This window comes from Brachybacterium sp. EE-P12, assembly GCF_003711805.1.
Classification (GTDB): domain Bacteria; phylum Actinomycetota; class Actinomycetes; order Actinomycetales; family Dermabacteraceae; genus Brachybacterium.
Genome location: NZ_QXCP01000001.1, coordinates 201,105 through 227,158, shown reverse-complemented (window position 1 = coordinate 227,158; position 26,054 = coordinate 201,105). Strand labels below are relative to the sequence as shown.

Here is a 26,054-nt window from a genome sequence, read left to right as displayed (position 1 = left end):
GGACTCAAGGAGGAGACGACATGCGTGACATCGGCATCGGCGTGGTGAGCCTGGGCTGGATGGGGCGCCTGCACGCCTCGTCCTACCAGCGGATCCCCTCCCGCTTCCCCGAGCTCGGGATCCGACCGCGGCTCGTCGTCGCCGCGGATCCTCTCGAGGAGAACCAGGTCGCCGCGCGCGAGCAGTTCGGGTTCGAGAAGGCCGTCGCCTCGATCGACGAGGTCCTCGCCGATCCGGAGGTGGAGGCGGTCTCGATCTGCTCCCCGAACTTCCTGCACCGCGACTTCGCGCTCGCGGCGGCCGCGGCCGGGAAGCCGTTCTGGATCGAGAAGCCGATGGGCGTCGATGCCGGGCAGTCCCGCGAGATCCGCGACGCCGCCGCCGCGGCGAGGGACGGCGCGGGGATCGCGACGGCGGTGGGCTTCAACTACCGCCACGCCCCGGCGATCGCGCACCTGCGCGAGCTGGTCGCCTCCGGGCGACTGGGCCGCATCACGAACGTGCGCTGCTGGCTGATCGCCGACTATGCCTCCTCCCCCGACGGTCCGCTGACCTGGCGCTACGACCGCTCCAAGGGCGGCAGCGGCGTGATCGGCGATCTGCTCTCCCACGGCGCGGACCTGGTCCAGCACGTCACCGGGCAGCGCATCGCCGAGGTCTCCGCGACCACCGACACGTTCATCCCCGAGCGTCCCCTGCCGCTCGGTGCGGGGGTCGGCCACGGCGCGGTCGCCGTGAGCGAGGAGCGCGGCGCGGTGGAGAACGAGGACTGGGTCGCGGCGCTGGCGAGGCTCGACGGCGGGGCGCACGCGACGCTGGAGTCCTCCCGCGTCGCCCGCGGCCACCGCAGCGACTACGCGCTCGAGGTGTTCGGCACCGAGGGCTCGGCCCGCTGGTCCTTCACCCGCATGAACGAGTTCGAGGTGATGCTCGGCGAGGGCGGCACCGAGCACGGCTACACCACCGTGCTCGCCGGCCCCGGCCACGGCGAGTACGCCCGCTTCCAGCCCGGTCCCGGCATCCCGATGAGCTTCGACGACCTCAAGACCATCGAGGCCGCCGCCTTTCTCTCCGACGCGGTGCACGGCACCTCCCTCGCGCCGAGCGCGGAGGACGGGCTCGCCGCGGCCGAGGTGTGCGAGGCGATCGTGAGGTCCGCCGCCTCGCGCAGCTGGGAGGCCGTCGCGCAGGGGTGAAACCCGCGCACTGAATCCCTCGCAGAGATGCCCACACGCAGAAGTTAGCGCACGCCGGGTGACGAGCCCGGCGCACGCCGGCCGACAAGGGGCCGCGCACGCCGGCCGACCGCACCGCACGGGCCGGCCGATGACGGGCTCAGAAGGCGGCGCGCACCGTGGTGATCTCGAAGGGGTTCAGCTCGAGCTCCATCCGCTCCCCCTCGGTGCTCGCCGCGCGGGAGGCGAGCGGCGACTCCTCCCCCAGCGGCCGTTCCAGCAGGTCCACCACGGTGAGCCTGCGCGCTCCCGGCACGGTGAGCGCGGTGCGCGCCCGTCGGCCCTCGGACTCGTACAGCCGCACCACCAGGTCGCCGGAGCGGTCCTCAGCGGCCTTCACGGTCTGGATGCGGGCACTGCTCTCGGCCAGCTCCGCCACGGGCGCCAGCGGGGTGCTGCGACGCACGGTGCGCTCGGCCTGGTTCAGGGCCTCGCCCATGTCGATCGCCTCCGCGATGCCCGCATCGGGCCGGATGGCGTAGCGCAGCGAGTAGCTGTCCTCCTCGGCCTTCGGGTCCGGGAACTCGGCCGCGCGCAGCACGGTGGCCCGGACGACGGTGGTGGTGCCGCCGCCGTTCTCCCGCAGCACCCGGCGCACGTCGTGACCGTAGGAGGAGTCGTTCGACAGCGCGATCCCGAAGTCCGGCTCGCCCACGTGCACCCAGCGGTGCGCGCAGGTCTCGAAGCGACCGAAGTCCTCGTTCGTGTTCACGGGGATCGGGCGGTCGATGTGGCCGAACTGGATCTCGCTGCTCATCGTCGCGGCGCGCACGTCCAACGGGAAGGCGAGCTTGAGGACCTTCTTGCGCTCGCGCCAGTCCACGTCGAGGTCGATGCCCAGCTCGCTCGCGCCGGGGGCGACGGAGTAGGTCAGCACGATCCGCGAGCCCGCACCGACCGACGGGGCGGCGGCGTAGGGGCGCTCCGCGGCGCCCTCGGGACGGGTGCGATAGGCGACGGCGACGCGCACGGTGCCGTCCTCCTCGGTCCTCACCTCGGGCGCCGACTCCGCCACCAGATCCCGGTGCACGTGACGGTAGAACTCGTCGATGTCCCAGGAGTCCCAGGCGTTGGGCGCATCGCGGTGCAGCTGCAGCAGCGACCCGGCCGCTCCCGGGGCGATCGCCTCACGGCCCTCCGTTCCGGCGCGCAGCGAGGTGAGCAGGCCCCTCTCGTCGATCTCGACGTGCAGCGCCGGGGTGTCGAGCACGACGGAGCCCCCGTCACGGCCGACGGTCGGCGCGTCGGAGGGCGCCTCGGCGGGCCCGGCGCCCAGGGCCGGGACGCCGCGGGCGGCGCGGGAACGCGCGTTGACCTGCTGCGGCGTGCCGCCTGTGTCCTCGAGGGCGGCGAGCGCCGTCGCGACGAGCTGCTCGCCCTGCTCGGCGATGTGCTCGTAGGAGTGCTCGGCCTCCCGGTGCACCCAGGCGATCGAGGAGCCGGGCAGGATGTCGTGGAACTGGAGCAGCAGGAGCGTGGACCACAGGGCATCGATCCGCTCGTGCGGGTACTCGAAGCCGTCCACCAGGCGGGCAGCGGTCGCGCTCCAGAGCTCGACGTCGTGCATCAGCGCCTCGGAGCGGCGGTTGCCCTGCTTGCCGTGGATCTGCGAGGAGTAGGTGCCGCGGTGCAGCTCGAGGTACAGCTCCCCGTTCCACACCGGGGCGTCCGGGTACTCCTCCTCGGCGCGGGTGAAGAAGTCCTGCGGCGTGGACCACTCGACCTTCGGGGCGCCGTCGAGGTCGGCGAAGCGCTCCTGGGAGGCGAGCATCTCGCGAGTGGGCCCGCCGCCGCCGTCGCCCCATCCGGTGGGGGTCAGGCCGATGTGGCTGGCGCCCTTGTCCTTGAAGTTCTTCTCGAAGTACGCGAGCTCGGCGGCGGTGAGCTGGCCGTTGTACGCGTCGATCGGCGGGAAGTGGGTGAACTGGGTGGTGCCGTCGATGCCCTCCCAGCGGAAGGTGTGGTGCGGGAAGGTCGAGTACTGGTTCCAGGACACCTTCTGGGTGAGGAAGTGGTCGTTGCCCGCGAGCGCACAGATCTGCGGCAGGGCGGCCGAGTACCCGAAGGAGTCCGGCAGCCAGGTCTCCTTGGTCTCGATCCCGAACTCGTCGAGGAAGAACTTCTTGCCGTGCAGGAACTGCCGGGCCATCGCCTCGGAGCCGGGCATGTTGGTGTCGGACTCGACCCACATCCCGCCGACGGGGATGAAGCGGCCGTCGGCCACGTGTCCCTTGATCCGCTCCCACAGCCCGGGGTACTCGTCGCGGATCCAGGCGTACTGCTGGGCGGAGGAGCAGGAGAAGTTCAGCTGCTCGTAGTGCTCCAGCAGCCAGCAGATGTTCGAGAAGGTGCGGGCGCACTTGCGCTTCGTCTCCCGCAGCGGCCACAACCAGGCGGAGTCGATGTGCGCGTGGCCGGTAGCGATCACGGTCAAGGCGGAGGCGTTGGCGGGGGCGGAGAGCACGGGCTCGAGCTCCCGACGGGCGGCCGGGGCGCTCGCGTGCAGGTCGTCGGGGTCGGCGGCGTCGAGCGCGGCGGTCAGCGCGGTGAGGATGTCGAAGCGTCGCGGGGACTGCTCCGGCAGGGTGTGCATCAGCCCGTTCAGCGCGACGACGTCCTGCTCGAGCTCCCAGATGCTGCGGCTGCGCCAGGCGAGGCGGAGCCGGGTGAGGTCGTAGATCGGCTCCTCGCCGGCGGTCGCCTTGTCGCCCATTGCGGTAGGGGCGAAGGTCCAGTCCCCGGGCACGTTCGGGTTCGCGGCGCACTCGAGGTAGTAGTCGATCCGCTCACCGGGCTCGAGGGTCAGGTACTGGTTGTAGGGGTTGATCGCCTTGACGGTCCCGCCCTCGGGGGTCCAGATCAGCGCCTCGGCCTGGAAACCGGGCATGTTCGTGAAGGACAGGTCGACCTGCAGCTCGATGTCGCGCTCGGCGTCGCTCGCCCAGTGCTCGGGGACCGTGCCGGTGACGTGGAGCCACAGCGTGGACCACGGCCTCCCCCAGCGGTCGCCGACGGAGATCGGGGTGTACTCCTGCTCCCGGGCCACGGCGAAGGGGACGGGCTCGTCCGGCACCTCCCAGGCCTCGATGGTCAGGGGCGCGGTGTCGAGATGGCGACGGGCGGGCAGCTGCTCGCGCAGGAAGCGGCGGACGCGGTCCTCGCTGGTGGGTCGGTTGTCGTGCACAGGGCTCTCCTTCGAGGGGTGTGGGCAGGCAGGGCGGGGTGCGGTCAGGACGAGAAGACACGCTCGGCGTCCACAGGGTTCGACGGGCTCGCGCTGTGGCGCATGGTGTCCTCGGTGACGGACGAGTCGACGACGAGCGGTCGGACCCGGCCCTCGAGGGCCTCGGCGGCCCAGCGCGCGAACACCTCGCCGCGCGGGCCGAGGACGGAACGGTTCGCACCGTCGAGGGCGAGCTCCGGGACGGGGAAGCCGTCGGCCGCGTCTCCATCCTGCACGCTCTGCTCCGCGATCCCGTCCGGATCCGTCCCGGGCTCGCGCAGCTCGGCGGCGAGGGCACCGATCGCCTCGCCGACGGGCTTCACGCGGCCCCGTTCGTCAAACAGGCCGAGGCTGTGCTCGACCTCGGGGAAGTCAGCGAGGTCGCGGCTCACGTCGTGCGAGCACCACCAGGTCACGGCCTCGACAGACCGGTGGGAGACGGCGGCGCGGATGCTCGTCGTCGCGAACTCGGCGGCGTCCTCGGGGGCGACCCACGGGACGGGCGCGCCGATCTCCTGCAGCCAGATCCGTCGGTCCCGGGGCGCGCCGAGCAGCCGCTGCCAGAGCTCGGCGACCTCGATCAGGTAGCGGCCGAAGAGCGCGAGGGCGGGGTGGCCCTGCCCGAGGGTCTGCCCGGCACCGGTGAAGACCCAGGAATGCACAGTGGTCGAGGCGCCGAGGGTGACGGCGTCGGCCGGGGTGAAGGGATGATCGTCCTTGAACCACAGGGTGTCGTCGAAGCTGTGGTGGTTGCGCCGGCCGGGGAGGTGCTGGTCGACGGTCTCGAGCAGCGCACGGGTCCAGTCGGTCGCCTCCGCGTCGGCGACGGGATGCGGGTCGGGGTGGTAGGAGACGGCGAACTGGCCGATCTCGTTGCCGAGCGTCATGCCGGTGACGTGCTCGCGGGCGGCGAGCTCGTCCCCGAGCACCGCGGCGAGCGCCTGCTGCGCCTGGAGGACCTCGGGGTCGGTGAAGAGGTTGCGGCGGTGCCAGGTCGAGACCCACGCGGGCAGGAAGTCGAAGCTCGACAGATGGCCCTGGAGGAGGTCCACGGAGATGTCGAGCCCCTGCTCGCCGGCGATGTCGACGACGGAGAGCAGCTCATCGACCGCGGCCGTCGAGATCCTCGTCCGGTTCGGCTGGAGGTGCGGCCACAGCGGGAAGATCCGCACGTGGTCGAGTCCGAGATCTGCGATCTGGGCGAGGTCCTCCGCGACCTGTCCGGGGTCGAGCTCTCCCCAGGTGTGGAACCAGCCCCGTCGGGGGGTGTAGTTGGCTCCGAGCTTGGCGTCCGACACGTTCCGCTCCTGCGTCATCGACTGTGCTTAAGCGGTTAACGCTATCAGTCGATCCTGGGGTCCGCGCTCATGGAGCACAGGGGCGGCGGCTGTACAGTGGTCGGGAACTTAAGCGCTGTAGTAAACGGGCCGCGACGTGGGGCCTCCACGCCGTTCCCCCGCCCTCCGTGCAGGTCGCACGTCCGTTCCGGACGCCCGGCGACCAGCGCACCGCCAGTGCTCGAGAACTCCGACGACGCAGGAAGAAGGAGCACATGTTCACACGCCGAGGCCTCCTCGCAGGAGGCTCCCTCGCAGCGGCCGCGCTGCTCGGCGGATGCGGCCTGAGACCGACCGGCGGCCGGACGGTCGCCTCCGGGCCGATCGCCACCGACATCGAGCTCGAGGGCGCGATCAGGTTCCAGACCTGGAACCTGCGCAGCGCTTATCTCGAGTACTTCGAGGGCCTCATCGACGAATTCGTCACCGCCCACCCCGGCACCTCGATCGACTGGGTGGACCAGCCGGCCGACGGCTACGCCGACAACCTCCAGGTCGACGCCTCGAACCTGGATCTCCCCGACGTCCTCAACGTCGCCCCCGATCTCGCCCTCCCCCTCGCCCAGGCCGAGCTCCTGCTCGACCTCTCGGAGGCACGCCCCGAGACCCTCGAGGCGTACACGGAGGGCTCCGTCGCCGACTACAGCGATGCCGTGCTGGGCACGACCTTCGCCTTCCCCTGGTACCTCAACACCGGCCCCATCTTCTACAACCGGGCGCTGTTCGAGCAGGCCGGGCTGGATCCCGACGCCCCTCCGAGCTCCTGGGACGACCTCTTCGACCAGGCCGACGCCATGGGGGACGCCGTCGACGGCGCGTTCTACATGATCGGGCAGCTGCCCGCCATCGCCGACCTCGGCATGTACGGGGTGCAGCTGCTGGACGAGAGAGGCGAGCGCTTCACCTTCAACGACGAGAGGGCGGTGCAGATGGTCGACCGCTACCGGCAGGCCTATGAGCGCAAGGGACTGCTGCCCGACGCCACGGTCCTGACCTACACCGATGCCGGCGAGCGGTTCCAGAGCGGGCAGGTCGCCCTCTCGGGCGGCTCTGCCTACGACGTCGCGAACTTCGAGGAGAACGCACCGGACCTGTACGCGAACCTCGGGATCACCGAGGCCCTCACCGAGACCGGTCACGCGAACATGTACTCCCAGGGCATCGCGGTCAGCTCCCGCACCGCGCATCCCGAGGTCGCGATCGCCTTCGCCGAGTTCCTCACCTCCGACGAGAAGCAGAAGGAGTTCTCCCGCATCGTCGACGTCTTCCCCTCCACGCGTGGCGCGCTCGACGATCCGTACTTCACCGAGGTGGACGATTCCGACACGAGCGAGGTGCGCGTGGCCGCGGCCGGCCAGCTCGAGGACGCCGTGAGCTACACGCCGCCGATCTGGACCGAGGAGATGCGCGTCGAGCTGCAGCGCCAGCTCTCGGACGCCGTCATCGGCCGGATCAGCGCCCAGGAGGCTCTCGACGCCTCCGTCGAGCAGGCCAACCGGCTCGCGGGGGTGAGCGAATGAGCACCACCGCCCTCTCCGCACAGGAGACTCCTCGGACCTCGTCGGCCCCTGCGCGACGCACGAAGCCCGTGCGGGTGCGCACCCATGCGCCGCTCACCCCATGGCTGCTCATGGCGCCCGCGCTGCTCTCCGCGATCGTGTTCGTGCTGTTCCCGTTCCTGAACACCGTCGTGCTCTCCTTCACCGATGCGCGACCGCTCGTCGGCGGGAGCTTCAACGGGCTGCAGAACTACCGCGACCTGCTCGCCGATCCGATGTTCTGGATCGCGCTGCGCAACTGCCTGATCTACGTGGTCGGGGCGGTTCCACCGCTGGTGATCCTCCCGCTCCTGCTGGCGATGCTGGTGCGCAAGTCGGTGCCCGGCATCGGCGCGATCCGCACCGCGATCTACACCCCGGTCATCGCCTCGGTCGTGGTCACGGGACTGATCTGGACCTGGATCCTCGATTCCCGCGGTCTGGTCAACTCGATGGCGCAGTGGCTCGGCGTCATCTCCGCCCCCATCCCCTTCCTCACCGACGAGTTCCTGCTGCTGTTCTCCTCGATCCTGGTGACGGTCTGGCAGGGCCTGGGCTACTACATGGTGGTCTACCTCGCGGTGCTCGCCAATGTCCCGAGGAGCCTCCACGAGGCGGCCATGATGGACGGCGCCGGGCCGGTGCGCCGTTTCTTCACCGTGACGCTCCCGGCGATGCGCTCGACGATGCTGCTCATCGGCGTCATCTCCTCGCTCGCCGCGTTCCGCGTGTTCTCCGAGATCTTCGTGCTCTCCGGCGGCACCGGCGGGCCGGGCGGGCGCTCGAGCTCCCTGGTCATGCTGATCCGCGAGGCCGGCACCGGGCTCTCGGGGCGGCTCGGCTACTCGTCCGCGGTGTCCATCGTGCTGTTCCTGCTCACGCTGGCGCTGATGGTCGTGAACCTCCGCCTGACCTACCGGAAGGAGAGCTGAGATGTCGCTCCCTCGCACCCACGGCTCCGGGGCGCGACGTGCGCGCCACGTGCTCCTCTCCGACGGGGAGACCGCCACCCGCCGGGAACTCGTCGTCCGCTACCTGCTGCTGCTCGTGGTCATCCTGATCTCGATCGGCCCGTTCCTGTGGCAGCTGGCCACCTCCCTCAAGAGCATCGGCGAGGACCTCTACTCGATGCCGCCGTCGTTCTGGCCCGAGGAGTTCACCCTCTCGGCCTACTCCCAGGTCACCGAGGTGATCCCGGTGTGGTCGTATGTCGGGAACTCGGTGTTCGTGGCGGTGTGCAACGTCTCGCTCAGCCTGATCGGCTGCGCGCTGGCCGGCTATGCGCTGGCCCGGCTCGAGTTCCGCGGCAAGCTCCTGGGCATCGGCGTCTTCGTCGCGACGCTCCTGATCCCGCAGGAGAGCTCGATGATCGCCCTGACACAGCTGGTCAACGGCATGGGCCTGGGGAACACCCTGGTCGCGGTGTTCCTGCCCACGATGATGAGCGCGATCAGCGTGCTGCTGATGTGGAACGCGTTCCTCGCCCTGCCCAAGGAGGTCGACGAGGCGGCGATCGTCGACGGCGCCAACACCTGGCAGCGCTTCCTCCGCCTCGGCCTGCCGTCGGTGAAGGGAACCCTCGCGGTCGTCGCGCTGCTCGCCTTCATGGGCAGCTGGAACGACTTCCTCTGGCCGCTGCTGATCCTCTCCGACCCCGACAAGTACACGCTGACCGTGGGGCTGAACTACCTCCAGGGCACCTTCGCCGACAACCCGCGCGTGGTCGCGGCGGGCACGATCATCGCGGTCGCGCCGCTGGTGGTGCTGTTCCTCGCCCTCCAGCGCGTCTTCTTCCGCGGGGTCGCCGAGGGCGGCGTCAAGGAGTGAGGGGCCAGGGCGAGGCCGGGGGCCGCGCGGTCAGGTGGTCGCAGCGGCGGAGACCGCCACCGGGGCCGCGTCCTCGCCGGGCAGCGTCACGGCGATCCCGCCCCTCGGCCAGTCGTAGCCCGACGGCAGGGCCGACGCGTCCAGGTGCGCCTCCCCCGCCTCGCCGCTGAGGAACACATGGCAGATCCCGTCCTTCTCGACCGCGCGCGCCCAGCCCACGCCCTCCAGCGCGAGCTCGCCGAGCCCGCGGGAGCCGGCCAGGTGCGCCTTGTGCTCGGCCATGAACTCGCCGAGGGACTCGAGCGCGGCGACCTGCAGCTCGTGGAGGGAGCCGTCGGCGCGGGGGCCGACGTTCAGCAGCACCCGTCCGCCCTTGGAGACCGCGTCGACGACGTGGCGCACGGCCTGCGCGCCGGTCATGTACTGGGCGGCGTCCTCGACCTGGTTGTAGCCGAAGGACAGGCCCACGCCGCGGCAGTTCTCCCAGGGCTGCCCCTCGGGGATCTCTCCGGCCTGGTACTCGGTGGTCACGAAGTCCTGGTGCGCACCGGCGAAACGGTCGTTGATCAGGCCCTCGGGCCGCTCGGCGTAGAAGTGCTCGAGCAGCTCGCCGAGCCCTCCCTCGTCGAAGTGGAAGTTCTCGTCGGGCCAGCCGATGTCGTTCCAGAACACATCCGGGGCGTAGCGGTCGATGAGGTCGCGCACGTGGGCACTGCAGTACTTCCCGTACTCGTCGTCCCGCGGACGCTTCAGGTCATGCACGTCCTCTCCGCTGACCAGCGGCTCCGTCGGCCGCACATGCCAGTCCAGACCGCCGGAGTAGTAGACGCCGAAGCGCAGGCCCGCGTCGGTGACCGCGCTCGCGATCTCGCCGACGAGGTCGCGCTGCGGGCCGCGGCGCACGGTGTTGCGGTCCCCGGTGCCGGGCGCGTCCCACAGGGTCACGCCGTCGTGATGCTTCGTGGTGGGCACGACGTAGTCCGCGCCCGCGCGCCGGAACAGGTCAGCCCAGGCGGCGGGGTCGAAGGCGGAGGTGTCCCACCGGTCCAGGAAGTCGTCGTAGGGGGCGTCGCCGTGGACGTCCCGGTGGTGTGCTGCCGCCGGGGAGCCCTCGATCCGGATGGTGTTGAAGTACCACTCGGCGTAGGGGTTGTGCGCGAACCAGCCGGCGTCGTCCGGGACCTCGCCGAGCTCGGCCGTGGGCTCGGCCCAGGCGGGCACGGAATACGGGCCCCAGTGGATGAAGATGCCGAGCGGCGCGTCGCGGAACCAGTCGGGCAGTCGCTGCGGGAGGGTGTCCCACCTCGAGGAGTCGTCCATGGCGGTGTCTCGCTTTCCGTAGAGGGTGCGTGGCGGTCGAGCGGGTCGGTGTGCGGAACGCTCGTGACGACGGTCGGGCAGGGCCGGGCGGCGTCGAGCGGCGAGTCGTGTTTGAATCAGTTCCGGGGCAGACATCCGATCATGCCTGGCATGCAAGGGAAAGGGAGGGCACCATGGCCTCCGCAGTCACCGACCGCGCCATCACCGCCATCAAGCAGATGGTGGTCGACGGCGAGCTGAAGCCCGGGGACCGGCTGCCGCCGGAGAAGGAGCTGTCCGAACGGATCGGCGTCTCCCGCAACTCGCTTCGCGAGGCGGTCAAGGCGCTGTCCGTGATCCGGGTGCTCGACGTGCGCCAGGGCGACGGCACCTATGTCACCGCGCTCGAGCCCGAGCAGCTGCTGGAGTCCCTCGCCTTCGTGCTGGACCTGCACCAGGACGCCAGCTACGTCGAGATCCTCGAGATCCGACGGCTCCTCGAGCCGGTCGCGGTCGAGCAGGCCTGCCCGCACCTGACCGAGGAGGACTTCGCCGCGCTCGAGCGGATCATGGAGGACCTCGACGCGAGCTCCGGCATCGAGGAGCTGGTCGACGCGGACGTCGCCTTCCACCGCCTGATCAACGATCGCTGCCCCAACGACTACCTCTCCACGCTGCTGGAGAGCCTGGGGGGCTCGACGGCGCGCGCGCGGATCTGGCGCGGTCTGACGGACGACTCGGCCGTGGAGCGGACGCTTGCCGAGCACCGCCGCATCCTCGATGCGCTGCGGGCCCGGCGCCCCGACCTCGCCCGCACCTATGCGGCGGCACACGTGGCCGGGGTCGAGTCGTGGCTGCTGCAGGAGGGCGAGCCGCCGGCGGAGTGATCTCACCCGGTCACCCGGTCCGAGCCGCCTCGCCGAGACGGCGGTAGACGCGTTGCGCGGTCCCGTGGGTCACCGCGGCGACGTCGGCCGGGGACCAGGTGCGCACGTGCGCGAGCAGGGGCGCGAAGCCGGAGCCGAGGTCGAGGGCGCGCGGTGCGATCGGCCAGTCCGAGCCGATCATGAGCCGTTGCGGCCCGAACAGCGCGAGGGCGTGCTCCGCAGCCTCCTCGAAGTCGCCGTTCCCGCTGGTGGCGAGGCCGGAGAGCTTCGCGACAGTGTTGGGACGCTCGGCGATCGCGGCGATCTGCGTGCGCCAGCGCCCCATCGCGGCCTCGTCGCCGAGCGGCGGCTTGCCCAGGTGGTCGAGGACGACGGTGAGCGTGGGATGCCGTGCCGCGAGGCGCGCCACCTGGCCCATGTGTCGCTCGAAGGCGTCGGGCACGTCGAGCGGCAGACCGGCCGCGGCCAGCAGGTCCAGGGACCGAGCGACCTCGGGCCGGTCGAGGAACCCGGGGTCGGGCTCGTCGTGGACGAGATGGCGCACGCCGACGAGATGGTCCGTGCGCCGCGGGTCGGCGAGCGCCTCCGCGACGACGCCGGGGTCGGTCAGCGGCAGCCAGCCGACCACGTCGGCGCGGGCGAGTCGCCCGTCGGCCTCGATCGCACGGGCGGTGCGCTGGAGGTGGGCGGTGTCCTCCGCGGTGTCGTCGGCCTGGACCAGGATCACACGGGTCACGCCGAGGTCGAGCAGGCCCTCGCGCACGTCCTCGACGGCGACCGTGCGGCGCAGCGGCTCCGGCGCCCCGGCGAGCCAGGCGTAGTCGCTCTCGGCGAGATCCCAGAGGTGGAGGTGGGCGTCGGTGACGGGGGCGGGGCCCGGCATCGGCTCAGCGGGCGGCATCGGCAGCGCCCCCGGCCGACGGAGCCGCGCGCTCGAGGCGCGCGACATCCTCCCACGCCTCCTCCGGGATCCGCGCCGCCATCCGCTCCACGTTCGAGCGGACCTGCGCGGCGGTGCGCATCCCGAGGGCGACCGAGCGCACGGCCGGATGCCGCAGCGGGTACTGCACGGCGAGGTCCGGCAGGGTCACGCCATGGCGCTCGGCGAGCGCGGCGAGCTCCCGCGCCTGCTGCAGCATCGCCGCCGGGGCCTGCGCGTACTCGTAGGTCGCGTCGGCCGGCACCTCGTGCCGGGAGAGCAGGCCGGAGTTGAACACGGACACCGCGATCACGCCGACGCCGCACCGCTCGCACTCGGCGAGCAGCTCCCGCGAGGCCGCCTGCTCCAGCAGCGTGTACCGGCCCGAGAGCATGACCAGGTCGATCAGTCCCGTGCGGACCGCGCGGGTGAGCACGTCGGCGTCCTTGGAGCCGACGCCGACGGCGCGCACGAGCCCCTCCTCCCGCATCCGGGCGAGGGCGGGCAGCCCCTCGGCGAAGGCCTGCTCCGTCGGCCCCTCCTCGGGATCGTGGGCGAGGAGGATGTCCACGCGGTCCATCCCGAGGCGCTCGAGGGACTCCGCATGGGAGCGGCGGATGCCGGCCTCGGAGAAGTCCCACTGCCGCACGTGGTCGTCCGGGACCGCGAAGGAGTGCGCCATGTCGTCCCCGGTGCCCGGCCCGGGACGCAGCAGACGTCCGACCTTCGTCGAGAGCAGATACTCCTCCCGCGGGTACTCGTGCAGGAGCGCGCCGAGGCGACGCTCGGAGGTGCCGATGCCGTAGTGCGGGGCGGTGTCGAAGTAACGGATCCCGCCCTCCCACGCGGCGGCGACGGCGCCTGCGGCCTCCTCGTCGGTGGTGGCCCGGTAGAGGTTCCCGAGCTGCGCGGCGCCGAAGCCCAGCGGCGGCAGGGCGAGCGGGGGGCTCTCGGGCGCGGCGGCCGACGGCTCGGCGGCGCTCATGCGCGCCCCTCCCCCGGCGCGTCGGCGGGCAGGGACCAGACAGGGCGGATCCCGTCGTCCTCGCCGCCGTAGTCGTCGACGACCTCGAGGAACTGGTTGATGTGCTCCTGCCAGCGCTGGTTGGCGGGGTCCTCCGCGAGGCGGCGGCGCATGGCGCGATAGTCCTCGACCTCGACGAGGTGGAAGATGTCGCGGCCGTCGCGCCAGATCCGCCAGGCATGCACCCCGGCGGCGCGCAGCGCGGCATCGAGCTCGTCGGGGATGCGGGCGTGCTCGCGCTCGTAGTCCTCCTCGTGGCCCTCGGCGATCCGGGTGTGCAGGGCGATGTGCTCCATGGGCGGTCTCCTCGTCGTGGGGCGGAGGGTCAGGGGGCAGCGGGCGCGGTGGCGGCGGGCGCGGTGGCGGCGCGCTCGCCGTCGGCGAGGATCTCCCGCCAGACGGGACCGTCCGGGAAGAGGTGGTCGCGGACCGATGCCTCGTGCATCCGCGCGCCGCCGCCCGGCTCCTCCGGGGGCATGTAGGCGCCGCGCTCGATCCGCACGGGCACCTCGAAGTGCTCGTGGAGGTGGTCGACGAACTCGATCCGACGCCGCGGATCCTCCCCCGCGATCGCGGCCGCGTCGAGGAAGGCGATGTGCTGGACCATCTCGCACAGCCCCACCCCGCCCGCGTGCGGGCAGACGGGCACGTCGAACTTGGCCGCGAGCAGGAGGATCGCGAGGTTCTCGGTGATGCCGGCGACGCGGGTCGCATCGGCCTGGAGCACATCGATCGCGCCGGCCTGCAGGAGCTGCTTGAACAGGATCCGGTTCGCGCCCTGCTCGCCGGTCGCGATCCGCACCGGGGCGACGGCCTCGCGGATCGCGGCGTGGGCGAGGACGTCGTCGGGGTAGGTGGGCTCCTCGATCCAGTACGGGTCGTGCGGGGCGAGCGCCCGGATGGCCTCGATCGCCGCGGCGGTGCCCCAGCGCTGGTTCGCGTCCACCGCGATCGGGTAGCCCGGCCCCATCACCTCGCGGGCGATGCGCATGCGGCGCTCGTCGTCCGCGGCATCGGCGCCGACCTTGAGCTTGACCATCTCGAAGCCCTCGTCGCGGGCCTCGTGCAGCAGCCGGGTGAGCTTCTCGTCGCTGTAGCCGAGCCAGCCGGGGGTGGTGGTGTAGGCGGGGACGCCGCTCTCGCGCAGCGCGGCGATCCGCTCCTGCTTGCCCTCGGCGCCGCGGCGCAGGATCTCGAGCGCCTCCTCGCGGGTGAGGACGTCCTCGAGATAGCGCAGGTCCACGAGGTCCAGCAGCTCCTCGGGGGTGAGGGAGGCGAGGGTGAGCCACAGGGGGCGGCCCTCGCGCCGGGCGCGCAGGTCCCACAGGGCGTTGACCACGGCGCCGATCGCCATGGTCATCACGCCCTTCTCCGGGCCCAGCCAGCGCAGCTGCGAGTCGTCGGTCAGGCGGCGGTGGAGCCCGCCGAGGTCCGCGAGGATCTCCTCGACGTCGCGGCCCAGCAGATGCGGGGCCAGCGCCGCGATGGCGGCGCCCTGCACGTCGTTGCCGCGGCCGATCGTGAACACGAGCGAGGTCCCGGCATCATCCGCGTCCGTGCGCACGGTGAGATACGCGGCGGAGTAGTCGGGGTCGGGGTTCATCGCGTCGGAGCCGGAGAGGTCGCGGCTGGTGGGGAAGCGGACGTCCTGGACGTCGAGGGCGGTGAAGGTGCTCATCGGCAGCGTCTCTCCTGGGTCGGACCGGTGCCTGCCGTGCCCTGCCGCGGCGATGCGAGTGGGACGCGGGCGGGGTGCGGGCGCGGTGCGGGCGGGCGGAGCCGTCGCGGCTCGGAGCGTCCGACACGATCAGACATCGGATCTTTGATCGGCACCATCTTCGTGCGGTCGCAGCGTGACGTCAAGCGAGCAGGCCAGCGGGTCGCGCGCAGCAGATGGCGGCGCACTCATCGGAGCGCTCGGGGCGGCTCGGGGCGGCTCGGGGCAGACTGGACCCGGCCGTGGTCACCTGGTGGCGGTGGGCGTACCACTACGCCACATGTGGCACAGCCGGACGCCCACCGCCAGCGCCTGACCATGCCAGGTCGCGCAGCGAGCCGAGCGGGCCCGGGGAGGGGGAGCTCAGCACGTGGCCCCGCACGGCGAGCCCGGCGCACGGGCCCGCAGCGGGCCGGCCAGGCCTCAGTGCGACTCACGGTGCACCTCGTGCCCGCTGGCCCCGACCAGGAAGTCCAGGTCGGCGCCGGTGCTCGCCTGGGTCACGTGCTCGACGTAGAGCCGCTGCCAGCCGCGCTCGGGCTTCGCGCAGCCGGCGAGGGTGGCCTCGTCCGGGGTGCGGGAGGCGAGCTCCTCGGCGTCGACCTCCACGTCCAGGCGGCGCGCCGCGACGTCCAGCACGACGATGTCGCCGGTGCGCACCAGGGCCAGCGGCCCGCCGTCGGCCGCCTCCGGGGTCACGTGGAGCACCACGGTGCCGTACGCGGTGCCGCTCATGCGGCCGTCGCAGATGCGCACCATGTCCCGCACCCCGCGCTCCAGGAGCTTGCGGGGAAGGGGCATGTTCGCGACCTCGGGCATGCCCGGGTAGCCCTTGGGACCGCAGCCGCGCAGCACCAGCACGGAGTGCTCGTCGACCTCGAGGTCGGGGTCGTCGATGCGGGCGCGGAAGTCCTCGATCGAGTCGAAGACGACGGCGGGCCCGCGGTGCTGGAGCAGCGCCGGGGTCGCGGCCGAGGGCTTCACGATCGCGCCGCCCGGGGCGAGGCTGCCGCGCAGCACGGCGATGCCGGCCTTCTCCTGCAGGGGCTCCTCACGCGTGGCGATCACGTCGTGGTCCCAGCTGCGGGCATCCTCGAGGTGATCGACGAGCGGCCGGCCGGAGACGGTCAGCGCCGAGGTGTCCAGCAGGTCGCGGACCTCCTTCAGCACGGCGAGGAAGCCGCCGGCGCGGAAGAGGTCGTCCATCAGGTGCTGCCCGGAGGGCTGGAGGTTCACCAGCAGCGGGACGTCGGCCCCGACGCTGTCGAAGTCGTCCAGCGAGATGTCCAGGCCCAGTCGCCCCGCGATCGCGAGCAGGTGCACGACCGCGTTGGTGGAGCCGCCGATCGCGGCGAGCGCCACGATCGCGTTGCGCACGGAGGCCTCGGTGATGACGCGCTGCGGGGTGAGCCCCTCGCCGACCACCTCGACGATCCGACGTCCGCTCGCGTGGGCGCCCTCGAGCAGCCGCGCATCGGGGGCCGGGGTGCCGGCGAGGCCCGGGAGCACCATGCCGAGCGCCTCGGCGACCAGACCCATCGTCGAGGCGGTGCCCATCGTGTTGCAGTGCCCCTTGGAGCGGATCATGGAGGACTCCGAGGCGAGGAAGTCCTTCTCGGAGAGCCCTCCGCCGCGCACGTCCTCGCTGAGCTTCCACACGTCGGTGCCGCAGCCGAGCGGCTTGCCGCGGAAGGTGCCCGAGAGCATCGGCCCGCCGGGCACGACCAGCGCGGGGATCCCGACGGACGCGGCGGCCATGAGCAGCGAGGGGATCGTCTTGTCGCAGCCGCCGAGCAGGACCACGCCATCGACGGGGTTGGCGCGGACCATCTCCTCCATCTGCATCGCGGCGAGGTTCCGCCAGAGCATCGCGGTGGGGCGGACGAGAGTCTCGCCGAGTCCCATCACAGGCAGCTCGAGGGGGATGCCGCCTGCCTCGTGGATGCCGTTCGAGACAGAGCGGGCGACCTCGCCCAGGTGCATGTTGCAGGGCACGAGGTCGCTCGCGGTGTTCGCGATCGCGATGTGGGGGCGGGTGCCCTCGAAGGCGGAGGCGGGCAGACCGCGCCGCATCCATGCGCGGTGGATGTAGGCGTTGCGGTCATCGCCGACGTACCACTGGGCGCTGCGCAGATCCGACATGTCGGAGATCCTCTCGGGAGTGCGGTGGGCGCCGCGGCCGACGGGGGTTCCGGCGGTGGAGACCTCGGACGCTCCGACGGTGGAGCGCGGGCGACGCATCACGCAAAAGGTAACACCATTTGCAGCTGCTGGGCACTCCGGGCACGACCCGGCGCCCTGGCGCGCAGGCGGGCACGGACCCGGGGACGGGGACCCGCCCGGGCTACTCGCCGCCGATCTCGCGCAGGACGTCGCCCGCGATCGCGTGCGCGGCCGCTTCGGCCACCTCTGCACACCCCTCCTCGATCGCGCGGGCGAGCTCGAGGTGGAGGTCGAGCGCCCGACGGGTCGGCCACTCGGGATTGCGGCCCAGCTGCGCCCGGCCGCGCAGGACCTCCGCGATCGTCGACTCCAGCGCCGCGAACATCTCGTTCCCGCTCGCCCGCAGGAGCAGGCCGTGGAAGGCGACATCGGCCTCGATGTACTCCTCCCCCGTACCCTCCCCGCGCAGGCCGAGCTCGTGGAGGCGCGAGGCGGCGGCGAGGAGCGCGGCCACCGGCTGGTGGTCGGCACCCGCGTCGTCGGCCGACGGATCAGCGTCGGCGCTGTCGGGCGCGGCAGCATGGCCTCCACCCTTCCGGGCGCCGCCGGGGTGCTCGGCGACCCGCAGCGCCGCGGCCCGGGCGGCGGCGGGCTCGACCGCCTGCCGCAGCTGGGTGAGGCTGCGCAGCTGCTCCTCCCGGGCGTCGGAGGCCAGCCGCCACGCGATCACCTGCGGCGACAGCACGGACCAGGCGGAGCTGGGCTGCACCGTCACGCCTACGCGGCGCTTCGGGACCACCAGCCCCAGGGACTCGAGCACCCGCACCGCCTCGCGCACCACGGTGCGGGAGCGGGAGAAGCGCTCCTCGATCCCGGCGAGGCTCAGGACGTGGCCCGCGGGGAGCACCCCGCCCACGATCTCCTCGCCCAGCACGCGGACCACCTCGCTGTGCAGGACGGGTGCGGGCACGGCGCCTCCTCGGATCGGCGGGACTGCGCGCCACAGTATCCGCCGGTTCCGATCCGTCGCGCCCGAGCGGTCGCGCCCGGCCTCGGCGCCGATCCCAGCCCGGGGACGCCCGGGGCGCCGCCGCGCCGGGCCGTCGTACGGTGTCACCGGCAGCAACGACGCCCCCTCATCGCGAAGGAGCCCCCTGACCATGGCGCTCACCCCGTACCCGGCCTCCGACTTCCCCGAGACCCCCACCGCGATCGTCACCGGCGCGGCCTCCGAGCGCGGGATCGGCCGCGCGACCGCTCACCGGCTGGCGAGGGAGGGCTGGGCCGTCGCGGTGCTGGACCTCGACGGGGACGCCTCGGCTCAGGTCGCCGAGCAGATCACGCGCGAGCACGGCACCCCTGCGCTCGGGCTCGGCGTCGACATCGCCGACGAGCAGGCGGTGATCGAGGCGGTGCGCCGCGTCGACGAGGAGCTGCCACAGCTGGTGGGCGTGGTGAACAACGCCGGGATCTCCTCCCCCACCCCGTTCACCGAGGTCTCCACCGAGGAGTGGAAGCGGGTGTTCGACGTGAACGTCCACGGCACCTTCTTCGTCACCCGCGAGGCCGTGGAGGTGTTCCGGCGCCACAGCCTGGGCCGGATCGTGAACGTCTCCTCCGCCTCCGCCGAGCGGGGCGGCGGCGTGTACGGCCGGGCCGCGTACTCCGGGTCGAAGGCCGCGCTGCTGGGCATGGCGAAGACCTGGGCGCGGGAGCTGGGCGAGTACGGGATCACGGCGAACTCGGTCGCGCCGGGCTCGATCGACACCGACATCATGGGCGGCCGGCTGAGCGACGAGCGCAAGGAGTTCCTGCTGCAGGAGCTGCCGGTGGGCCGCGTGGGCACGGTCGAGGACGTCGCGGGCGGCATCGCCTTCCTGCTGGGGCGCGACGGCGGCTACCTCACCGGCGTCACCCTGGACATCAACGGCGGCTCCCACATCCACTGAGCGGGCGCCCCGGACCGCATGACGAAGGGGCGTTCCCGCGGGGACACCACCTGCGGCATGTGCGCAGGTCAGGCGCGGTCCAGGACCTCGGGGTTCAGGATGTCGCGCGGGCTCTCGCCGCGGATCACCGCGGCGACCGCCTCGGCGACGCGGGTCTTGAGCTCGGCGTAGGACTCCTCGCTGTACCAGGAGGCGTGCGGGGTGAGCACCGCGCTGGGGCAGTCCAGCAGCGGGCTGTCCGCCGGCAGCGGCTCCTGCTCGAAGACGTCCAGCCCCGCGCCCTTCAGCCGCCCGTCCTGCAGGGCCCGTGCGAGCGCGGCGGGGTCCACGACCCCGCCGCGGCAGGTGTTCACCAGCACCGCGCCGGGCTTCATCCGGCCCAGCGTCTGCTCGCCGATCAGGTGGTGGGTGGACGGGATCAGCGGCACATGCAGGCTGATCACGTCGCTGGTGGCGAGCACGGTGTCGAAGTCAACCACCTCGATGCCGTCGGCGGTGCGGGTGCCCACCTCGAGCTGCGGGTCGCTGCCGACGACGGTGAAGCCGAGCGCGCGGGCCTTCACCGCGGTCGCCGCCCCGATCCGACCGAGGCCCACGACGCCGAAGCGGAGCGTCGAGACGCGGTGCAGCGGCTTGACCGGGACCAGCCCGTATTCGCCCGCGCGAACCAGGCGGTCGAGCTGGGCCGTGCCGCGCACCACCGACAGGGTCAGCGCGATCGCATGGTCGCTGACGTCCTGCACGCCGTAGTCGGGCACGTTGCACACGGCGATGCCGCGCGCGGTGGCCGCCTCGACGTCGACGGTGTCCACGCCGACGCCGTAGCGGCCGATGGCCTTCAGCCCGGGCAGGGCATCCATCACGGCGGCGCTGAGCGGGGCGTACTGCACCAGGATCCCGTCGGCGTCGCGGGCCGCGTCGATCACCTGCTGCTCGTCGGTCGCCTGGGCGCGGGTGAGCTCGATGCCGAGCCGGGAGGTGACCTCCTCCTCCTGCTCGAAGCTCTCGTTGTCGCTGTCCACGATGACGATCTTCATCGCTCACTCCTCGTGCTCGCTGGAACGCTCCGTCAGGTGGAGCGGGCCCTGCCGACGATAGTCTTCCTATTGGATCCGAACGAGCACCATCGACCGATCGAGGCGAAGACGGCCCGACCGCCCGCACACGCCTCGCCGACACACCTCGATCCTGTAGGAAATGCTTGACGAGCCGTTCCGACGCACCTACTGTTCAGGCCGTACGTGACGTGGCCCGCATCACCCCGGTGCGAGCTCGCGACGCGGGCCCCCGTCGTCGGGAGCCCGCACCTCACGCACCGCCCGTCCCACCTCCCGTCGGACCTGCACGGCGACGTCGCCGTCCCTCCCCGGGATCCCCGCTCGGCCCGAAGGAGGACCAGCAGAGATGACCACAGGACAGCCAGAGAAGCTCGGGCTCGGGGAGCTGAGGTTCCCCGAGGCCGACCCCCGGCTCAAGAAATGGAGCTTCGGGAACCTGATCGCGTTCACCGGCCCCGGGATGATCCTCGCCTCCGTCACCATCGGCAACGGCGAGATCTTCTCCTCCTCCCGCGGCGGGGCCGTGTTCGGGATGGCGATCCTGTGGACCTTCGTGTTCTGCGCGATCATGAAGGCCGCGATCGTCTACTCCGGCGGGCGGTACATCGTCCTCACCGGCGAGCACCCCTTCCAGCGCTGGGCGGAGATCATTCCCGGGCCCCGCAACTGGCTCGCGCTGCTGCTTGGCGTGCTGGCGGTGGTCTGCTTCCCCTCCTGGGCGGTGGCCTACTTCAAGGGACTCGGCCAGTGGTCGAACTGGGCCTTCCACACCGACATCGACCCCATGATCTGGGGCATGGTCTGGGGGATCATCGGCTTCGCCACGGTGTTCCTGCGCAGCTTCAAGATCGTCGAGAACTTCCAGACCGTGGTGGTCGGCCTGATGGTGCTGTTCTCCTTCGTCGCGGTGTTCGTCTCGAACCCGCCGTGGCTCGACGCGCTGAAGGGCCTGATCCCCAACGTGCCCGGCGAGTACCCCGCCTGGGTGCGCGACGACTTCCCGGACGTCGCCTCCCGCCCGATCCCTCTCGAGATCATCGCCTATCTCGGCGCACTCGGCGGCGGCACCTACGACTACATCGGCTACGTGGGCTCCCTGCGCGAGAAGCGCTGGGGCCTGCTGGGCTCGCCGAACCACGCCGAGCTCGAGGAGAAGCTGCGCCGCCTGGACACCGACTCGGCGCGCATCCCGCTGGCCGCCGACGCCGAGAACCTCGGCAACGGGCGCGCCTGGCTGCGAGCGGTGCAGCTGGACGTGCTGGCCTCCTTCGTCTCCGTGGCGATCCTCGCGGTCACCTTCCTGGTGCTCGGCGACGTGGTGCTGGGGACCGAGGCGGCGCGCACCGTGCCCGGGGACGACGACATCCTCACCGACCAGGCGGCGTTCTTCTCGATGATCTCCCCGGTGCTGGTCTACCTGTACCAGCTCGCCATCTGGGCGGCCTTCTTCGGATCCCTGCAGGCGCTGTTCTCGACGATCTACCCGTACACCTTCCGCGAGAGCTTCGCCCCGAGCTTCAAGGCCCTGCGGGACCCGGCGAACTGGCAGAAGGTGCGCACCGGCGTGGCCGCGTACACGTTCGTGGGCGCGACGGTGCTGCTGTTCAGCGGCATCAGCTACACCGCGGTGATCTCCTTCGCGGGGATCCTCGGCGGCGTGCTGTCCCTGGGCCTCTGGGGCTTCGCGCAGCTCTGGACCGAGTACAAGGTGCTCGCTCCCGAGTTCCGGATGAGGCGGCCGCTCCAGGTGCTGGTGGCGATCAGCTCCCTGGCGCTGTTCGGATTCGGACTCGTCGCGCTGGTCCAGTTCTTCCAGGACTTCCTGGGATGAGCACCGCCTCCGCCTCCGGACCGACGACCGCCGTGAGAGGATCCGGGAACATGCGCACCCCCGTCTACCTGATCGCGATCGCCTCGTGCCTCGTGCTCTCCTGGCTGTTCGCCTCCCGGGAGAACTGGATCGGGTTCGCGCTCGTGCTGGTCGGCGCGGTCGCCTATGCGATGCGACTGGTCACCACCTCCCGTCGGGCGCGCCGGGACGCGGTGGCGGCAGCCCGCGGGCCGAAGGCCCGCACGTCAGCCGAGCAGGACGCGCTCAAGGCGGAGCTCGCCGACATGCGCGAGGCCTACGAGCGCAATCGTCGGGTGATGCTGCTGCTCACGGTGCTGGTCGGCGGCCTGGCGACCGTGGCCTGGGCATGGAATCCGGCCTTCGCACTGGCGCTGCTGCTGCTCGCGCTCCCCGCCGTGGTGCTCATGTGGCGCAATGCCCGGGCCGTGCACCGGATCGACGAGGGGCTGGCCGCCGCCCGCTGACCCTGCCCGCCGCGCCTGCCTGGCGGCTGCGCGGCGCCCGCACGGCATCGCGCCGCCGGGCCGCCGGGGCTCGGCCCGGCGGCCGACCGCGTCAGCGCTGGACGAAGACCGAGCGCTGCTCGCCCAGGCCCTCGATGCCCATCTCCACCACGTCGCCGTCCGTGAGATACGGGAAGCGGCCGGAGAGGGCCACGCCCTGCGGGGTGCCGGTGTTGAGGAGGTCGCCGGGCGAGAGCACCATGAACTGGCTGAGGTGGTGCACGAGCTGCGCGACCGTGAAGATCATGTAGGACGTGGTCGAGTCCTGGCGCGCCTCGCCGTTCACGCTCGACCACAGGCGCAGCGCCTGCGGCTCGATCTCGGCGGCCGGCACCAGCGAGGGGCCGACGGGGTTGAAGTTCTCGGCGCACTTGCCCTTGGACCACTGGCCGCCGGACTCGGCGATCTGGAAGTCGCGCTCGGAGACGTCGTGGCTGGTGACGTAGCCGGCGATGACGTCGAGCGCCTCCTGCTCGTCCTTCAGGTAGGAGGCGCGGCGGCCGATCACCACGCCGAGCTCGACCTCCCAGTCGACCTTGGTCGCGCGCGGCGGGATCGGCACCTCGTCGTTCGGGCCCACCACGGTGTTCGGGTGCTTGAAGAACACGATCGGGGTGCTGGGCGGCTCGGCGCCGGACTCCGCGGCGTGCTCGGCGTAGTTCTGGCCGATGCAGATCACGGCCTCGGGGCGGGCGATCGGTGCGCCGATGCGCTCGCTCTCCGCGCCCTCCCAGACGGGCAGGTCGCCGGCGGCGAGGGCCGCGGCGGCCTTCTCGATGCCGCCGTCCGCGAGGAAGGCGCCGGTGATGTCGTCGGTGAGGGACTCGAGGCGGTAGGTGACGCCGTCGCCGACGAGGGCGGGCTTCTCCGCGCCGAGGGGTCCGAGTCGTCGCAGTTCCATGGGTTCTCCTTCGCAGGTGCGGATCATGACCAGTGTGTCAGTGGGTGTAGGGGCGGCGGGTGGGGATCTCGGGGTTGAACTCGACCCCGAAGCCGGGGGTGTCCGGGACGCGGATCCTCCCGTTCTCCGGCACCGGCTCGCCCAGCAGCATCGGGGAGAACATCGGCACGATCTCCTCCGCCGTCGGATGCATCATGAGGAACTCGCTGAAGGGGCTGTTCGTGCGCGTGACGACGAAGTGGTACGAGTACACGGAGGAGCCGTGCGGGACCACCATCGCGCCGTGCGCGTCGGCGAGCGCGGAGATCTTCAGCAGCTCCGTGATGCCGCCGCACCAGCCCACGTCGGGCTGGATGATGTCGGCGCAGCCCATCTCGAGCAGCTGGCGGAAGCCCCAGCGGGTCGCCTCGTGCTCGCCGGTGGTGATGAGCATGCCCTTCGGCGCGTCGCGGCGCAGCTGCCGGTAGCCCCAGTAGTCGTCGGGGATCAGCGCCTCCTCGAGCCAGCGCAGCCCGTGCTCGTGGGCGCGGTGGGCGAGGCGGGTGGCGTAGTCGAGGTCGAGCGACATCCAGCAGTCGTACATGAGCCAGAAGTCGTCACCCACCTTCTCCCGCATGTCGGCGAGCAGGGCGATGTTCTTCTCCATGCCCTCCTCGCCGTCGGCCGGGCCGTGGTGCAGCGGCATCTTCCCGCCGATGAACCCGAGCTGCTTCGCGACGTCCGGCCGGGCGCCGGTGGCGTACATGGTCAGCTCTTCGCGCACGGGCCCGCCGAGCAGCGCGAAGACGGGCTCCTGGCGGAGCCGGCCCAGCAGGTCGTAGAGGGCGAGGTCGACAGCGCTGATCGTGTTCAGCACGATGCCGCGGCGGCCGTAGAAGAGGGTCGAGCGGTACATCTGGTCCCAGATCCGCTCGATGTCGGTGACCCGGGCCCCTTCGAGGAAGCGGGCGAGATGCTTCTCGACGATCCAGGCGCCGATCTCCCCGCCGGTCGAGACGGCGAAGCCGACGGTGCCGTCGTCCGCCTCGATCTCGACCATGAGAGTGCCCAGCACGTTCAGCCCGAAGGACTGACGGGACTGCGCGTACTCGGGGTAGACGGACATGGGGGTCGAGATGTGGTCGTCGATCCAGTGGTCCGCGCCCTGGTCGTGGTAGTCGGCGCCGCCGCCGGTGACGGTGAACGCGCGGACGTGGGCGATGGTGCGGTGCGAGGCGCTCATGCGCGGGCCTCCTCGGTCTCGGCGGTGGCGGGGTCGGTCTCGTCGTGGTCGAAGCGGACCAGGATCTTGCCGGCCGGGCCGCGCCCGGCGGCGAGGGCCGTGAAGGCCTCATGCGCCTCCTCGGGGCCGATGATGCGGCTGACCAGCACGGCGGCCTGCTCGGCGTGCTCGCCGATCCAGGCGGTCGCGTCGGCGAAGTCCTGGGCGGTGTAGGTGAAGGAGCCGTGGATCGTGCGCTCCTCGGTGCTGACGGCGAAGGCCGAGAGCTCGAGCCGCGGCGAGCCCATGCCCACCAGGACGATGCGGGCGCCGAGCCGGGTCGCGGTGAGGGCGTCGGCGAGGGTGGGGGTGACGCCGACGGCGTCGACGGCGAGGTCCGCGGGGCCGCCCAGGGCGGCGGCGAGCTGCTCGGGCAGGGGCCCGTCGGCGGGGTCCAGCGCGGCCGCGCCGAGGGAGGTGATGAGCTCGCGGCGCTGCGGGTCCGGCTCGGACACCGCGATCGCGGTGAGCCCGGCCCGCTGGAGCGCGAGGACCGCGCTCTGACCGATCGGGCCGCCGCCGACGACGAGCGCCCGTTCCTCGGGGAGGGGGCGGGCCAGGCCCACGGCGTGGACGGCGACGGCGAGGGGCTCGATGAGCGCGCCGAGCGGCAGCGGCATGGCCGGGTCGAGCTGCAGCACGTTGCGGGCGGGCACCACCACGTAGTCCGCGAAGGAGGCGGCGCGATCCTGGGCCACCCCGATGACCTGCTTCCCGGGGGCGTGCTGCTCGCGGCCGCGGAACTCCTCGGCCTGCTCCGGCGGCACGACGACGGGGTTGAACGTCGCCGGGGCGCCGAGCGGCAGTGTCGCGGGGTCCACGCCCTCGCCGAGCGCGGCGATCGTTCCCGAGGACTCGTGCCCCATGATCTGGCCGGGCACGCGCCGACCGTTCTCGCCGGTGAAGCCGTGGAAGTCGGAGCCGCAGATGCCGGTCGCGCAGATCCGCAGCAGCACCTCGCCCGGCCCGGGCTCGGGGCGCTCGACCTCGACGAGGTCGAGCTGGTGGAAGTCGGTCAGGACGAGTGCTCGCACGAGGGCTCCTGGGCGGTCGGGAGAAGAGGGCGAGACATAGGATGTCCGCGGGGTCGGCGACGTCGCGTCGCGGCACTCCATGCTCGCTCACCGACGCTATCAGCGGTGCGACCCCCAACGGGCCTGCACATCATCCGCCTTCCGGGAATCCAGTATCCGGAGCGGGGAGAGCAGCTCTATGTCGCGCCTCACCTGGGACGTCAGAGGCCGTGGCGGGGTTCGGCACCGTCATCGCTTCGTCCTTCGCGATCATGGGGCGATCCCCTCTCCCCCGTCGCGCGCTCATCCCATATCCTGCACGGAAGACCACTCGACGAGGAGAACACC

Annotated in this window: 21 protein-coding genes; 8 read left to right on the top strand and 13 right to left on the bottom strand. The window is 71.9% G+C overall.

Translation table 11 applies throughout. The features are described from left to right. The first annotated feature begins 20 nt into the window (after positions 1-20). Positions 21-1,196: a Gfo/Idh/MocA family protein gene (locus tag D1648_RS01055; protein ID WP_122938940.1), complete on the top strand. Its 1,176-nt coding sequence runs from the start codon at positions 21-23 to the stop codon at positions 1,194-1,196. A gap of 139 nt (positions 1,197-1,335) precedes the next feature. Here D1648_RS01055 and D1648_RS01050 read toward each other — a convergent pair whose 3' ends face one another. Together D1648_RS01050 and D1648_RS01045 are read right to left on the bottom strand one after the other, a co-directional pair. Then, the gene (locus D1648_RS01050; RefSeq protein WP_122938939.1) at positions 1,336-4,419 is read right to left on the bottom strand and encodes an alpha-mannosidase; all 3,084 of its coding nucleotides are present in this window, start codon (positions 4,417-4,419) and stop codon (positions 1,336-1,338) included. Positions 4,420-4,463: 44 nt separating this feature from the next. Next, entirely contained in the window at positions 4,464-5,756 is a 1,293-nt protein-coding gene (locus tag D1648_RS01045) for a glycosyl hydrolase (protein WP_122938980.1), read from the bottom strand. Positions 5,757-6,010: 254 nt separating this feature from the next. Here D1648_RS01045 and D1648_RS01040 point away from each other — a divergent pair, with 254 nt between their 5' ends. The 3 genes from D1648_RS01040 to D1648_RS01030 are packed head-to-tail and all read left to right on the top strand — an operon-like array spanning position 6,011 to position 9,160. Beyond that, on the top strand, positions 6,011-7,315 hold the full coding sequence (locus D1648_RS01040; protein ID WP_122938938.1) for an extracellular solute-binding protein: 1,305 nt from the start codon (positions 6,011-6,013) through the stop codon (positions 7,313-7,315). Further along, positions 7,312-8,265, top strand: a complete 954-nt coding sequence (locus D1648_RS01035; protein ID WP_122938937.1) for a carbohydrate ABC transporter permease — start codon at positions 7,312-7,314, stop codon at positions 8,263-8,265. The genes D1648_RS01040 and D1648_RS01035 overlap by 4 nt, the downstream gene beginning before the upstream one ends. 1 nt (position 8,266) lies before the next feature. Further along, positions 8,267-9,160 carry a carbohydrate ABC transporter permease gene (locus tag D1648_RS01030; protein WP_122938936.1) on the top strand — a complete coding sequence of 298 codons (894 nt, stop codon included), beginning with the start codon at positions 8,267-8,269 and terminating at the stop codon, positions 9,158-9,160. 30 nt (positions 9,161-9,190) lie between these two features. Here the strand turns inward: D1648_RS01030 and D1648_RS01025 are convergent, their stop codons facing one another. After that, positions 9,191-10,480 carry an alpha-L-fucosidase gene (locus D1648_RS01025; RefSeq protein ID WP_122938935.1) on the bottom strand — a complete coding sequence of 430 codons (1,290 nt, stop codon included), beginning with the start codon at positions 10,478-10,480 and terminating at the stop codon, positions 9,191-9,193. Positions 10,481-10,653: 173 nt separating this feature from the next. Between D1648_RS01025 and D1648_RS01020 the strand changes: the two genes are divergently transcribed. Further along, positions 10,654-11,346, top strand: coding sequence for a FadR/GntR family transcriptional regulator (locus tag D1648_RS01020; protein ID WP_122938934.1), 693 nt, complete (start codon positions 10,654-10,656; stop codon positions 11,344-11,346). 10 nt (positions 11,347-11,356) lie between these two features. Here the strand turns inward: D1648_RS01020 and D1648_RS01015 are convergent, their stop codons facing one another. From D1648_RS01015 to D1648_RS00990, 6 genes are all read right to left on the bottom strand, one after another. After that, positions 11,357-12,247: an amidohydrolase gene (locus D1648_RS01015; protein WP_241155303.1), complete on the bottom strand. Its 891-nt coding sequence runs from the start codon at positions 12,245-12,247 to the stop codon at positions 11,357-11,359. Next, a complete protein-coding gene (locus D1648_RS01010; protein WP_122938933.1) occupies positions 12,234-13,250 on the bottom strand; it encodes an aldo/keto reductase in 1,017 nt (338 codons plus the stop codon). Before D1648_RS01010 ends, D1648_RS01015 begins: the two co-directional genes overlap by 14 nt. Beyond that, the gene (locus tag D1648_RS01005) at positions 13,247-13,585 is read right to left on the bottom strand and encodes an L-rhamnose mutarotase (RefSeq protein WP_122938932.1); all 339 of its coding nucleotides are present in this window, start codon (positions 13,583-13,585) and stop codon (positions 13,247-13,249) included. Before D1648_RS01005 ends, D1648_RS01010 begins: the two co-directional genes overlap by 4 nt. Before the next feature lie 29 nt (positions 13,586-13,614). After that, complete coding sequence (locus D1648_RS01000; protein WP_122938931.1) at positions 13,615-14,967, bottom strand: enolase C-terminal domain-like protein; 1,353 nt, start codon at positions 14,965-14,967, stop codon at positions 13,615-13,617. Positions 14,968-15,429: 462 nt separating this feature from the next. Further along, positions 15,430-17,148, bottom strand: a complete 1,719-nt coding sequence (locus D1648_RS00995) for an IlvD/Edd family dehydratase (protein WP_122938978.1) — start codon at positions 17,146-17,148, stop codon at positions 15,430-15,432. 202 nt (positions 17,149-17,350) lie between these two features. Next, positions 17,351-18,139 (bottom strand): FadR/GntR family transcriptional regulator, encoded by a 789-nt coding sequence (locus D1648_RS00990; protein ID WP_241155301.1) that lies wholly within the window; start codon positions 18,137-18,139, stop codon positions 17,351-17,353. 190 nt (positions 18,140-18,329) lie between these two features. On the opposite strand from D1648_RS00990, the gene D1648_RS00985 reads away from it, so the two are divergent. Then, a complete protein-coding gene (locus D1648_RS00985; RefSeq protein WP_122938929.1) occupies positions 18,330-19,118 on the top strand; it encodes an SDR family NAD(P)-dependent oxidoreductase in 789 nt (262 codons plus the stop codon). Positions 19,119-19,186: 68 nt separating this feature from the next. On the opposite strand, the gene D1648_RS00980 is transcribed toward D1648_RS00985, so the two are convergent. Next, positions 19,187-20,155, bottom strand: a complete 969-nt coding sequence (locus D1648_RS00980) for a C-terminal binding protein (protein WP_122938928.1) — start codon at positions 20,153-20,155, stop codon at positions 19,187-19,189. 367 nt (positions 20,156-20,522) lie between these two features. Between D1648_RS00980 and D1648_RS00975 the strand changes: the two genes are divergently transcribed. Further along, a complete protein-coding gene (locus D1648_RS00975; protein ID WP_122938927.1) occupies positions 20,523-22,007 on the top strand; it encodes an Nramp family divalent metal transporter in 1,485 nt (494 codons plus the stop codon). After that, positions 22,004-22,492 carry a hypothetical protein gene (locus D1648_RS00970; protein WP_122938926.1) on the top strand — a complete coding sequence of 163 codons (489 nt, stop codon included), beginning with the start codon at positions 22,004-22,006 and terminating at the stop codon, positions 22,490-22,492. The genes D1648_RS00975 and D1648_RS00970 overlap by 4 nt, the downstream gene beginning before the upstream one ends. A 91-nt stretch (positions 22,493-22,583) precedes the next feature. Here D1648_RS00970 and D1648_RS00965 read toward each other — a convergent pair whose 3' ends face one another. The 3 genes from D1648_RS00965 to D1648_RS00955 are packed head-to-tail and all read right to left on the bottom strand — an operon-like array spanning position 22,584 to position 25,727. After that, positions 22,584-23,432, bottom strand: a complete 849-nt coding sequence (locus D1648_RS00965; protein WP_122938925.1) for a fumarylacetoacetate hydrolase family protein — start codon at positions 23,430-23,432, stop codon at positions 22,584-22,586. Between the two features lie 37 nt (positions 23,433-23,469). Then, entirely contained in the window at positions 23,470-24,654 is a 1,185-nt protein-coding gene (rhmD, locus tag D1648_RS00960; RefSeq protein WP_122938924.1) for an L-rhamnonate dehydratase, read from the bottom strand. After that, entirely contained in the window at positions 24,651-25,727 is a 1,077-nt protein-coding gene (locus tag D1648_RS00955) for a zinc-binding dehydrogenase (protein WP_122938923.1), read from the bottom strand. The genes rhmD and D1648_RS00955 overlap by 4 nt, the downstream gene beginning before the upstream one ends. Between the last annotated feature and the right edge of the window lie 327 nt (positions 25,728-26,054).

Excerpts from the sequence above, each read along its gene's own strand:
- D1648_RS00970 (WP_122938926.1), top strand. The coding sequence starts at position 22,004 with ATGAGCACCGCCTCCGCCTCCGGACCGACGACCGCCGTGAGAGGATCC.
- D1648_RS01005 (WP_122938932.1), bottom strand. The coding sequence starts at position 13,585 with ATGGAGCACATCGCCCTGCACACCCGGATCGCCGAGGGCCACGAGGAG.
- D1648_RS00980 (WP_122938928.1), bottom strand. The coding sequence starts at position 20,155 with ATGAAGATCGTCATCGTGGACAGCGACAACGAGAGCTTCGAGCAGGAG.
- D1648_RS01025 (WP_122938935.1), bottom strand. The coding sequence starts at position 10,480 with ATGGACGACTCCTCGAGGTGGGACACCCTCCCGCAGCGACTGCCCGAC.
- D1648_RS01055 (WP_122938940.1), top strand. The coding sequence starts at position 21 with ATGCGTGACATCGGCATCGGCGTGGTGAGCCTGGGCTGGATGGGGCGC.
- D1648_RS00975 (WP_122938927.1), top strand. The coding sequence starts at position 20,523 with ATGACCACAGGACAGCCAGAGAAGCTCGGGCTCGGGGAGCTGAGGTTC.
- D1648_RS01040 (WP_122938938.1), top strand. The coding sequence starts at position 6,011 with ATGTTCACACGCCGAGGCCTCCTCGCAGGAGGCTCCCTCGCAGCGGCC.
- D1648_RS01015 (WP_241155303.1), bottom strand. The coding sequence starts at position 12,247 with ATGCCGCCCGCTGAGCCGATGCCGGGCCCCGCCCCCGTCACCGACGCC.
- D1648_RS01030 (WP_122938936.1), top strand. The coding sequence starts at position 8,267 with ATGTCGCTCCCTCGCACCCACGGCTCCGGGGCGCGACGTGCGCGCCAC.
- D1648_RS01010 (WP_122938933.1), bottom strand. The coding sequence starts at position 13,250 with ATGAGCGCCGCCGAGCCGTCGGCCGCCGCGCCCGAGAGCCCCCCGCTC.
- D1648_RS00965 (WP_122938925.1), bottom strand. The coding sequence starts at position 23,432 with ATGGAACTGCGACGACTCGGACCCCTCGGCGCGGAGAAGCCCGCCCTC.
- D1648_RS00995 (WP_122938978.1), bottom strand. The coding sequence starts at position 17,148 with ATGTCGGATCTGCGCAGCGCCCAGTGGTACGTCGGCGATGACCGCAAC.
- D1648_RS01000 (WP_122938931.1), bottom strand. The coding sequence starts at position 14,967 with ATGAGCACCTTCACCGCCCTCGACGTCCAGGACGTCCGCTTCCCCACC.
- D1648_RS01020 (WP_122938934.1), top strand. The coding sequence starts at position 10,654 with ATGGCCTCCGCAGTCACCGACCGCGCCATCACCGCCATCAAGCAGATG.
- D1648_RS00985 (WP_122938929.1), top strand. The coding sequence starts at position 18,330 with ATGGCGCTCACCCCGTACCCGGCCTCCGACTTCCCCGAGACCCCCACC.
- rhmD (WP_122938924.1), bottom strand. The coding sequence starts at position 24,654 with ATGAGCGCCTCGCACCGCACCATCGCCCACGTCCGCGCGTTCACCGTC.
- D1648_RS01035 (WP_122938937.1), top strand. The coding sequence starts at position 7,312 with ATGAGCACCACCGCCCTCTCCGCACAGGAGACTCCTCGGACCTCGTCG.